We start from the raw sequence: 11,568 nt of genomic DNA on the forward strand, positions 1-11,568 counted from the left end.
CCTAGCCAGACCTTCCATCCCTTCGTCTTCAGTGGTGGTAACGGCATCATGCTCTCTCGACAGAATCCCCATCCGCGGTCAGCGCACCCTCGCGCACGTCGACTACTTGCTATCGCGCTAGCCGCATTCCTGGGAGCGACGCTTACCCAAGTCCAATTTCCGGCGTCCGCCTCGGCGGACCCTGGCAAGCCCGTGTTGAGACCGGAATCGCCGGCCGCGACGGGCAGGGTGTTGAAGGCGGAGACACCCAAGTCAGACCCCACTGCCGACCGGATCATGACGCGGGCCGACACGGTGACCTGGCCAGTGCCGGCCGTAGCTGAGCTCGACGCAGGAGCGACGGCACCTGCCTCGCCCACCAAGGTCGGTGGCCTGCCAATCACCGTGGTCGACCGCGCGAGTGGTGGGCAACCGGCGCGGGCGGCACAGACGCCGCGGCGGATGCGGGTGCAGGTGTACGAGCGAACCACGTCCAAGCGGATGGGTATCGACGGGCCGCTCCTACGGATGATTGATATGAATCCGGGTGCACGAGCCGGGGGAACCGTGAGTGTCTCCGTCGGATACGGCAGCTTCGCGCACGCCGTCGGCGGCGACTGGGGCGCCCGACTGCGACTGTTGTCACTGCCGGCCTGCGCACTCACAAATCCAGAGCGAGCCGAATGCCGGCAGTCCACGCAGTTGGCGTCTGTCAACGACCCCACCGCTCGTTCGATCACGGCTAAGGTACCTGTGTCGGGCAGCGCAGTATTGGCAATCACCGCAGGCACGTCCTCCGTGCAGGGCGACTACACGGCCACCAAGCTGGCTCCCTCATCGTCATGGAAGACGGTTCTATCCACCGGCGGCTTTAGTTGGAACTACCCGGTTCGCCTGCCCGCGACCGCTAACGGGTTCAGCCCCGAGGTCGGGCTCAGCTATTCGTCACAGACGGTCGACGGTCGTACGTCGGCGACCAACAATCAAGGCTCCTGGATGGGCGAGGGGTTCGGGTACGAGCCAGGCTACATCGAGCGACGGTATAAGCCCTGCGCCGACGACGGCCACAAGACCTCAGGTGATCAATGCTGGGCGCTCTACAACGGCACCATCATGCTGTCGGGGCGCTCGGGCAACCTCGTCAAGATCGACGACAACACGTGGAAGCTGTCCAACGACGACGGCTCTAAGATCGAACGCCTAACTGGTACGACCAACTCGGATGATAACGGCGAGTATTGGAAGCTCACCACAACCGACGGTACCCAGCACTTCTTCGGATTGAACCGACTGCCTAACTGGAGCGCGAACAAAGAAGAGACCAATTCGGCATGGTCACTGCCCGTCTACGGCGATGATTCCGGCGAACCGTGCAACAAAGCCAGCAGCTTCGCCGACTCCTCCTGCGACCAAGCGTGGCGGTGGAACCTTGACTACGTCATCGATCCTCGCGGCAACGTCGTCTCCTACTTCTACAATCGTGAGTCCAACCTCTACGCCCGTGGCGGCCGCACCGACGTCAACGGCACCCCGTACGACCGCGGCGGCAACTTGGCCCGCATCGACTACGGTCAGCAAGACCAGCAGGTTTACAACACCAACGCCCCTGCCCGTGTGGTCTTCACCACCGCCGAACGCTGTCTCCCGGGCAACGGAGTGGACTGCGACCCCGCAGATCTGAACGAAGACACCGCGGCGTCGTGGCCGGACGTACCCCAGGACCGCATCTGCGCTCCGGGTACCCACTGCACCGACGCCCAGCGGTCACCAACCTTCTTCACTCGCAGGCGCCTGACCAGGATCCAAACGCAGATCCGCCAGGGCGCCACTTGGGCCCCCGTCGAATCGTGGGGCCTCGATCACGATTTCAAGCTCAACGACGACAACTCCCGCACCCTCTGGCTGAAGCGGCTCACCCACACTGGCCATCGAGGCGGCAGCGACGTCACCATGCCGGTGACCGAATTCGATGGCATGCAGATGGACAACCGCATCGTCCAGGCCAACGACAACCTCGGTCCCCTGATCCGCTATCGCCTTGCCACGGTGAAGACGGATAGTGGCGCGCAGATCACGATCAACTACAAGGCGTCGAACTGCAACAAAGACAACCTCCCTCGTCCGGGTGAGTCGACACGGCGATGCTTCCCGGTGATCTGGAACCCGTTGGGCGGTGGGGACGAAGCCGAGGCCACCGACTGGTTCCACAAATATGTGGTAGAAAGCGTCATCACCGACGACCTGGTCGGCGGAAACGACGACATGGCCGTTTCCTACGAATACCTCGGAGGCGCCACTTGGCGTAAGGCCGAACCGAACGGTATCAGCAAGACCGAGGACCTGACCTGGTCGGACTGGCGCGGCTACGAGCGGGTCATCGTCCGGACCGGGGACGGGCAGGCTATGCCCACCCGAACGGACCATTTCTTCATGCAGGGCATGAGTGGCGGGAAGCGCTCTGACGACACCACGCCCACCGTCCTTGTCACCGACTCCACCGGCAAATCCTTCACCGATCATAACGAATTGGCGGGCCACGAATATGAGTCAATAAGTTACAACGGCAGCGAAATCGTCTCAAAGGCCATCAGCGAACCTTGGCGGCTTATCACCCACACCCAGAGCGAAAGCTGGGGCGAGCAGAATGCCGCCATGGTGGGAGCGGCAACGGCGCGCAAGTTGACCGCCCTGGCCGACGATCCCCAAGGCGGCGACCGCTGGCTAGAGACAAAACTAGCTACCAAATGGGATAACCGCGGACGCATCATCGAGGTCGACGATCTTGGTGAAATCGGCACGGGCAAGAACTCCGATGACAAGTGCATTCGCACGTACTACGTCGATAATCCCAACAAGCACATGTACACATACGTGTCGCGCGTCCAAACGGTGTCGGTCAGCTGCGCCGAGCCCGCCCCGGACCTCGCCAGCCAACTCATTGCCGACACTCGCACAAGCTACGACAGCCAGGCATGGAACGTTGCGCCAACGAAAGGCACTCCCACCAAGACCGAAGACCTCGACCGGCTCGATGGCAGCAAGATCATCTACTTGAATACGTCCGAGACGACCGCCCTGGACGCCTACTCGCGTCCCCGCACGGCCAAAAACGCTCTCGGCTACGTCACCTCGACCGAATACATCGACACCGATGGCATCACGACGCAAATCAAGACCATCAACCCCCTGCTACACACCTCGACGGTGACCCTCGACCCAGCCTTCGCGGTCCCAACCCAGATGCTCGACGCGAATGACAAGCGGACCGAACTGACCTACGACGCTTTCGGCCGCATGACAGCAGCATGGCTGCCCGACCGCGACAAGAACCAAGGCGCCAGTCCAAACCTCAAATTTGGTTACCGAATCCGCAACGACAAGACCACCGTGGTCACTACCGAGCGGCTGGCCAACGACGGCGGCTACCGTGCCAGTCATGAACTGCTCGACGGACTACTGCGACTGCGCCAGACCCAAGCGCCCGGACCCGGCGGCGGGTGGCTGCTGACCGATACCTACTACAACGGCACCGGCCAAGCCTACAAGAACAACGATCCCTATCTCGCCGTTGGCGCAGCCGGCGACACGCCGATCATAACCGCCGAAGGCGCCGTCAACGGCCAAACGACCACGATCTACGACGGCGCTGACCGGCCCATCAAGGGCATCTTCTCCGTCGCCGGTGACGCCCGCTGGGAGACCACCACCGCCTACCAGGGTGACCGCACCCACATCGATCCGCCTGAGGGCGGCATCCCCACAACCGTAGTCGTGAACGGCCGCGGACGGACCAGCGAGCTGCACCAGTACCGAGGTGACAGCCCCACAGGTCCGGCCGACGTCACCCGGTACACCTATACCCCGGCCGGATCGCTGGAGACCGTCACTGACCCGGCCGGCAACGTGTGGCGCCACCACTACAACCAACGGAACCTGCAGTCGCTCGTCGAAGACCCCGACGCCGGGGACAGTACCTACGAATATGACGCGCTGGGCCAGCTCAAGGCCACGACTGACAGCCGCGGCAACAAGTTGTCCTACGTCTACGACGCCATCGGCCGCAAACTAGAGGTGTGGAACGGTGACGCCGCCACCGGGACCAAGCAGGCCGCCTGGTTCTACGACAGCACCGGCAACAAGGGACAGCTGTACTACAGCCAACGCATCGCCGGCGGCCAGAACTACTTCACCATCATCCAAAGCCGCGACCAATTGTATCGGCCTACCAAGACCCGCTACAGCTTCCCCTCCGGCGGCGTAGGTACCCAGCTCGGCAAGTCATACGACTTCTTGACCGCCTACAATACCGATGGCACCCTGCAGTCTACGGGAATGCCCGCGGTTGGATCCATCATGGCAGCGGAGGCTGTGGCTACGACCTACGACGACCTCCTCCGACCCACGACCTTGACAGGTTCCAGCAGCTATGTCACAGCAACGTCGTACGGCAACACGGGCCAGCTTCTGCAGGCGGAACTCTACACAGGCGGCACCGGTAAGAAAGCCTGGCTGACCTACGACTACGAGCGCGGAACCGGCCGGTTGAGCACCTCCAAGGTGGATCGGCAGGGCGTGTCCAGCGGTGACATGAACGCGAACTACCAATACGACCCGGCGGGTAACGTGAAGTCCATCTCGGACGCCCCCACTGGCGGCACCCGCGATGTCCAATGCTTCGCCTACGACCACTTGCAACGTCTCTCGGAGGCATGGTCGACCGACAGCACGACCAAAACCTGTGCCGAGGGCGCCTCACAGACCGGCGTCGGAGGCCCTGCGCCTTACCATCACTCCTGGACGTTCGACGCAGCTGGCAACCGCGACACCGAGACTCTTCACTCCGTTGCGGGGGCTGACGACATTAAGCGGGACTACACGTACCCAGCGCAAGGGGCAGGGCAGAATCAGCCCCACGCTCTCAGTGAGGTCGAGGAGACCGGCCCGACCGGAAGTCGTACTTATCGGTACGCATACGACGCCGCCGGCAACACCAAATGCCGACCCAACACCACAGCAGCGAACACCTGCACTGATGGTGGCCAATCAGCTCATCAGGTGTTGGCTTGGGACCCTGAGGGTCACCTTGCCGCTACTGCGCCGGCGGGCGAGCAGGCGACGACTTACATCTATGACGCGGACGGCAGCCGTATCGTCCGCAAGGGCCCGAGCGGCACCACCCTGTACCTGCCGGGCATGGAGGTTGCCCAAACCGGTGCAAGCTTGACCGCTATCCGCTACTACGACTTCGCCGGCCGGACGGTCGCTGTCCGCAATGGCAGCGGTGTCTTCTTCCAGGCGACGGATCACCACAACACTGCGACCTGTACTATCAACACCAGCACCGGAGCTATCGCGTGGCGACGAACCACGCCTTACGGCACTACAAGAGAAGCCGCACTTCCGACTTTCTGGCCGGACACGCGCGGGTTTCTCGGGGGAGTGCAGGACGCTACCGGCCTTACCCACCTCGGTGCCCGTGAGTACGACCCAGCGATCGGTAGGTTCGTCTCCGCCGATCCATTGATCGATCCGAACAATCCAAGCGATCTCGGTGGTTACGCTTACTCGCGAAACAGTCCAATCACGTCCTCTGATCCCAGCGGTCTTGTCCCTTGGGATGACTACCATGTCCCTGGAGCCAATAGTGGCACTGGATACAAGGCACTCACTCAGGTTAGCAGCACCAGCGCCATCTACGTCGACCAAAATGGCTATCCACACTTCCAGCGGCCGAAGGGAAAGACGGTTCATGAGTCGGAGACCAAGGCGGTAGAGTTTCTCAACAAAGATTTGCAGCGTTCGGGTGAATACTACGATCCGAAGACGGGAACCGGTTCCCGGTACATCCTCCAGGATGACAATGCGGAGGCGCAAAGGCTGAAGGGTGCCGTGACGCTACCCTCCGGTGAAGTAACTGTTGCGGGAACGACTGCTGACGCGATCAAAGTGTCGTGGATTGATGGCAAGATAGTCAGTGTTGATTCCTATGACTTCACCACTCAAGCAATCGGTGAAGAAGAGCTTGGTGCAAAGACGGTCGTCAACAAGATGCGTACCGACGACGGGTCGGGGGCGAAGCGGCAGACGCAATACGTTGTGTTCGTCGCAAAAGACGACAAGCAGGCGGCGGACATGCGGCAGAGATTGGCCGGAAATCCGAATGCCCGGGTTATCAATCCAACGACGGGGTTCGACACCGGCGAGATGCATAGCAAGACTCACGCGGCCGCAATTTCCGCTGCGCGGGCTCGCGCGGTGGCGCCCCGAGGGCCGGTCGGAGACACCCGAGTTCGCGGAGGCCGTGGTGGGGCCGGCCGGGGAATGGGAGCTCTCGGCGTGGTAGGAGAATTGTACGATATCTATAAAGCGGGCGAAGCCTTCAGTGACCCAGAAAAGGGGGATGAATATCTGTGTGAGTTCGGATACACCGGATATTGCCCCATGCCTCCGGGTCTGGACGGTTAGTGTGACGCAATAATGGCAAGCCAAAACCGATTGCGGCGATGATAGTGATTGAGGGTTTGCGGTGAGCGTGCTAGGGGATCTTGCGCGGCTTAGCATAGACGAGTTGGAAGAGATTCGTCGTTTGAGGGTCGCGGATGCGTACGACCGGCTTGCGGACTTCGATCCGGTGCGCCGCCTGGACCTGGATCGAGATTGGAGGAGGCTCGCCGCACTCATGGATGCTGCGGGCTTTCCCATCAATCCCATCACCGGTGGGTCGCTCTTTCCGGACGAGCGCAGGGCATGGGGAGACGAAATTCGCTCACGGCACTTAAACGTTGACGAAGTCGCGCAAGGGGCCGAGCACCTGAATCGAGTGTCTTTTGATCTCCTGGCGCCGCATATGCGGTCCGTGCTCGAGGCCGAGGGTGGCCAACACGTCGACCTTGACCCAAGCTCCCCCGACCACTTGAAAGCGATCGCTTTGTCGGAGCAGGGCCGCATCGCGATCCCTGACGAGGTAGTGCACGATGCTACGCAGGTCGTCGGCGAAAGGTACCACCGTTTGGTAGCCTTCTTTGATGCGGCCGCCCGCCATAACCAATGTACCGTTTTCTGGGCTGGCTGAAACCGGCGCGCGATCCAACACCAGTGTCGGATGCGCACTACTTATTCGAGGCAGATGCGGCATCAGGTCAGCAAATAGCCTGATGCCGCATCGGCACCACTCTATCGAGAGCGCGTTTGTAATGTGGGGCGGTCGACTGTGTCGCACAGTGGGCCCGGTCGCTGGCCGCAGCTCAGTCGGTAGACAGGCATGGATCAAGTGCGGCGTTACCCGTCTGACCTGACCCGACGCGGACTGGGAGAGCATCGAGCCGATGCTGCCTTCTCCGCAGTGCATGGGCAGACCGGAGAAGTATCCTTCGTCGTGCATCCCCGTCGCTGGGCCGTGGACGGAGCCTGACCCCGGCTCACCGCCCACCGCCGCCTTGCCCGCGACTACGGGACCTACCCCGAGCACGTCAGAGGCCATGATCCGATGGGCAGCCCCTCGGCGGCATGCTCCGCGGTCTTACCCGAGGCGCAGCCGCCATCCGCCGACGACGCCGCACCTTTAACAGATGCGATTGACAGGGATGTAAAGCGGGTGCTGTAGGTCTGCTTCCCACCATTCGCCTTGTTTGGGTGGCCGGACATTGGTGGGCGGTGAGCGAGAAGCCGATGGGATCCAGCATCGCCAACGGCGATATGTCCCGGCTGGAACGCCTGGCAATGACAGTGCGCATTCCGTGAGGCGTCTAGAGCGCCGTGGCAGATGCGGAGGGGCGGTCGGACCTTGCGGGTTGTGGGTCAGGGTCCCGGCAAAGTCGTTAGGTGATGCCGAGGAGGGCCAGTGTCCGGCTGCTGTCGCGGGCGTGATGTCGGTTGGCGGCGGCGATGTTGGTGACGCCGGCGAGGCGTAGGGCACCGATGGCGGCGTTGCGTAGGGCTGCCATGACCTGCGGTCCGGTGCCGGTACGGATCTGGCTGCGGTCTTCGTCGTAGGTGACGTCGCGGACCCAGTGGATCTTGTTCTCGATGGACCAGTGGCCGCGGATCCACGCGGCCAGTTGGTCGGGTTTCGCCTGGTGGACTTGCAGGTCGGTGATGGCGTAGACGGTCTCGGTGGTGAAGCGTTTCGGCTCATCGAGGCGTCGCCGTCGTCGGCGGACCTGGATGGCCTGGGCGGCGTGCGGGAGGTCGATGCCGGTGGAGATCGTCAGGATCTTGCACGTGCGGATTTCGCGGCGGCCGTGCCCGCGGTCATCGTGGCGGGTGGCGTCGGGAACGGCCCGCCAGGGCAGGCCGGCGAGTTGGGCGTGCAGATTGGGCTGGTTGGCTTTGACGGTCAGGATCCAGTGCGCGCCGCGTTCGGCGAGGTAGGCGACGTGGTCGCGCTGACAGTGCAGCGCGTCCGCGGTGATCACCGTGTCGCGCAGGTCGCTGATCTGGTCGAGCAACGGCCCGAAGCGGGTGATCTCGTTGGTCTTGCCGTCGACGTCGGTGCTGGCCAGGACCACACCGGTGCCCTGATCACAGGCGGCCAGCACGTGATCGGCGACGGTGACGGCGGTGCGGGACCCGCGGAGGGTCTTGCCGTCGATCGCGATCGCCCGCCGGCTGCCCGAGGCGCTGGTCGCGGCCTGGCCGACGAGCCAACCGCTGATCGCCGTGGTCAGCACATCCGGGTCCAGGGCCTGCAGCAACCGGCGGATCATCGCCTCCGACGGGCGCCGGTCAGCGGTGATACCCAGCGCCTCGGCCGTCTCGTCCGGGACGTCGGCCACCCACTCCGCGATCGCGGAGTACGAGCGGTAGCCGGCCACCACGGCACAGACCACCGCGGTCACCACCACGCACAACCGATGCCGCACACCACGGCGAGCCCGTGGATCAGGCACCCCGGCCAGTGCTGCGGGCAGCCGCCAGCGGTTTCGGACACGGTCAGAGCCGGTGCAACGGACAAAGACGAGATCAGCGATGATGGCAGCGCGGGCATGACTCACTTCGGATCGATCACCGTGGCGTAGGAACCTTGATGATCTTCTGAGCTGGTCATGCCCGTCTTGCTGCCACAAACGCTGGCGCTTCTACTTCATAAGCCTCAAGTCGGACAGCAGCACGACTTTGCCGGGGCCCTGGGTTGTGGGTCCCCCGTTTACCCCCCGAAAACCCCGGCCAATCGTTGACGAACGGTGACAAGGGGCGATGAGCGTCTGGCGGTGTCTCTGCAGCTCAGCGACCAATTTCGGCAAGCAATGACAAGCTTGGTTCGGTTACTGTCGGTAACAAGGGGTTTTGACAAGCAATGACAAGCCTTGAACGAGGCTCGACAAGAGGTTCTTCTGGGTTCAAATCTCCTTGTTCGCCACGACGGCTGCCTCGGCAACTACCGCGCCGTGACGCTAGCCGCCGCCGGTAGCGGCGTCGCCGTGAGCGTGACGCCATCCGCCAGAAGACGACAGCGCGAATCGTGGCAGATCAGCGCACCTGATCTTGACGTTCGGCGCTTGGCTAGGACGGGGGTTCTGAACTCCAGGCAGGATTGCGGCTCGGCAGCCAAGGCCCAAACAGCGACTCGTACTCCTCGCCATTTTCAACGGTGAGGAGGAAATTAGCTGTGGAAATGGCCACCGTGTCGTGCAAGCGGGCCAGCAGCAACGGGGCAGTCGCCAGGTGCAGCGACAGCGCTGTCGCGAGTTGGACCCGCTGAGCACTAAGCTCGGGCTGGTCTCTGAGCTCGTCGCGCTCCAGGTGCTTCGCGGCGGACTCCATGGTCACCAGATCCCCGCCGCCGGAAAACTTCAGGCAGTCCCACCAGGACGGCAGCCCGATCATGACCTCCAAGGCGTTGGCAAGGCTATGGCCGATAAGGCCGGCCTGCCCTTCTGAGCTGGCATATAGGACCGGACGGATCGAGCGGCGTTCACCGCAGAGGAAGAACGTGCCGCCAGTGAAGTCGCCTGCTATGCCTTCCAGGGCATGCCCGGACGCCAGCCGGACAGGCTCGCAGTGATCACCGCGCGTGAGGTCGAACTCGCAGACCTCCCACAGTAGTTCGGCGAGACCCGGGTCTTGGCGAACCATTTCCAGGATCTCGTCATCGCTCTTCACGCGGCGGACGATAGCAGTCAGCCTGGCTCGCTGACCCGCCTGAACTGCGCCCTCGACGTCCGCTTACCTGCAAGGCCGAGCGTCGGTGCCCACCACACGCCCCTCACGCAATGTGACACCCCGCCTGCGGCAGATCCGGATCCTCCGGGCAGCTACGAACGGGCTCCTGGGATCATGAGAGGCGTGGCCGGATTCAGTTACAAGACTTCGTGGCTGGCTGTCCGAAACCGGACCCCAGACGAGGTGGCCGATGCCCTTGGTCTACGCGACCGGGAAGTCCTCGACTGGGCCACCGGCACCGACCGGGCCTACCAGCACGGCGTGTACGTGGTTGCACCGGTGCCAGGCTGGACCTTCGCCCACGGCCGGCGGCATATGCCGCCGGGTTTCGACGCGACCGAGTCGCTCTTTCCCGATTGGCTCAGGGTGCTGAGTCAGCAGCTGGGTGAAGTGCAGTTCTTCGCCAACGAACGGGTCCCGGATTATCATGCCTGGGCTCGAGCCCTTGATGGTGAGCTGCTGCGCGCCTACTGCTTCAACGGCGAGCGAGGCGAGGTGCCTCTGTTCGTCGGTGCCCCGACAGCCGACGAAATCGCGCTGGGCGTCGGTCTCCGCGGTATGGAGCCCGGGTGCGAACACTGGTCCGACGTTGAGTGGACAGCCTGGTACGACACGACGCCGTCGGAGTCCGATGTGATGGCGATGGCCGGTCGCTGGAGCGTCGACCCGAGCGCGATCGACGACGCCACCGTGACTGCAACCGGCATCTACGGGCTAGCGCTATCAGTCTTCGACACGTCCCGCAATGACAACCCGGCTTGAAGACCTCCGGTCCCCTTGCGCACGCTCGTCGGCACGATACGCGCGTCGCCACTCGCCACGCGGCTGCGATCATGATGCACGGCCTGCGGCTACTTGAGTGCGCGTCCTCGCGTTACTGAACCAAGCGCCGAACCTCGATCCGGGCGCCGGGTACTTCGTCGCTCCGAACGGTGCGCTTGGTCGCGTCGAGATGATCGACGCGGTGGTCTGCCGCTTGGGCTGGCCCGGCCCATTCTCGGCGCCCGAAGACACCCTCCATCGCATCCAGCGTCGGCTTGATCAGGTTGTCGAGGTCCCACACCTCGTTGGCGTTGCGCGCTTCAGGCGTACGAAACTCGACGAGAACAGAGAAGCGCTCCGCCCACGGACCCAGGCCAGTCCTGGTGAATGCCTCGCGGACCGCGGCCTTCCACGCAGGCTCGGCTGCCGACGAGTAGCTCGCCGGCCGGCCCACCACGTCCACGATGACGAGCGTCTCGAACCTCATGAGAGACCATGATGGCCACCGCAGCCCCTGCAACGAAAGACTCCCGCCCTCGTCGCGGCTACCTATTGACTGGTGGTACGACCGCAGCCCGGCCAGGCTTGGTCGAGGTGACCGGTGGGGTCGCTCTCATCGCGGCTGCCCACCGCAGGTTGGTGTGGCTCTCATCTGGCGTGCGCCCC

Annotated in this window: 6 protein-coding genes; 3 read left to right on the forward strand and 3 right to left on the reverse strand. The window is 63.3% G+C overall.

Going from position 1 to position 11,568, the window contains the following annotated elements; genetic code table 11:
* Window positions 1-192: 192 nt before the first annotated feature.
* Window positions 193-6,444: an RHS repeat-associated core domain-containing protein gene (locus KBX46_RS31015; protein WP_210795524.1), complete on the forward strand. Its 6,252-nt coding sequence runs from the start codon at window positions 193-195 to the stop codon at window positions 6,442-6,444.
* A gap of 67 nt (window positions 6,445-6,511) precedes the next feature.
* Window positions 6,512-7,051, forward strand: coding sequence for a DUF1877 family protein (locus KBX46_RS31020; protein WP_308159750.1), 540 nt, complete (start codon window positions 6,512-6,514; stop codon window positions 7,049-7,051).
* 745 nt (window positions 7,052-7,796) lie between these two features.
* On the opposite strand, the gene KBX46_RS31025 is transcribed toward KBX46_RS31020, so the two are convergent.
* Both KBX46_RS31025 and KBX46_RS31030 read right to left on the reverse strand, forming a co-directional pair.
* Window positions 7,797-8,867: an ISAs1 family transposase gene (locus KBX46_RS31025; RefSeq protein ID WP_308159749.1), complete on the reverse strand. Its 1,071-nt coding sequence runs from the start codon at window positions 8,865-8,867 to the stop codon at window positions 7,797-7,799.
* A gap of 613 nt (window positions 8,868-9,480) precedes the next feature.
* On the reverse strand, window positions 9,481-10,080 hold the full coding sequence (locus KBX46_RS31030) for a hypothetical protein (protein ID WP_210795529.1): 600 nt from the start codon (window positions 10,078-10,080) through the stop codon (window positions 9,481-9,483).
* Between the two features lie 183 nt (window positions 10,081-10,263).
* Between KBX46_RS31030 and KBX46_RS31035 the strand changes: the two genes are divergently transcribed.
* On the forward strand, window positions 10,264-10,902 hold the full coding sequence (locus KBX46_RS31035; protein WP_210795531.1) for a hypothetical protein: 639 nt from the start codon (window positions 10,264-10,266) through the stop codon (window positions 10,900-10,902).
* A 112-nt stretch (window positions 10,903-11,014) separates the two neighbouring features.
* Here KBX46_RS31035 and KBX46_RS31040 read toward each other — a convergent pair whose 3' ends face one another.
* Window positions 11,015-11,389 (reverse strand): hypothetical protein, encoded by a 375-nt coding sequence (locus KBX46_RS31040; protein ID WP_210795533.1) that lies wholly within the window; start codon window positions 11,387-11,389, stop codon window positions 11,015-11,017.
* Window positions 11,390-11,568 lie beyond the last annotated feature (179 nt).

Source organism: Micromonospora sp. C81, assembly GCF_018070425.1.
In the GTDB taxonomy this organism is placed as follows: domain Bacteria; phylum Actinomycetota; class Actinomycetes; order Mycobacteriales; family Micromonosporaceae; genus Micromonospora; species Micromonospora zamorensis.

Coding starts and splice junctions, on each gene's coding strand:
- KBX46_RS31040 (WP_210795533.1), bottom strand. CDS start 11,389: ATGAGGTTCGAGACGCTCGTCATCGTGGACGTGGTGGGCCGGCCGGCG.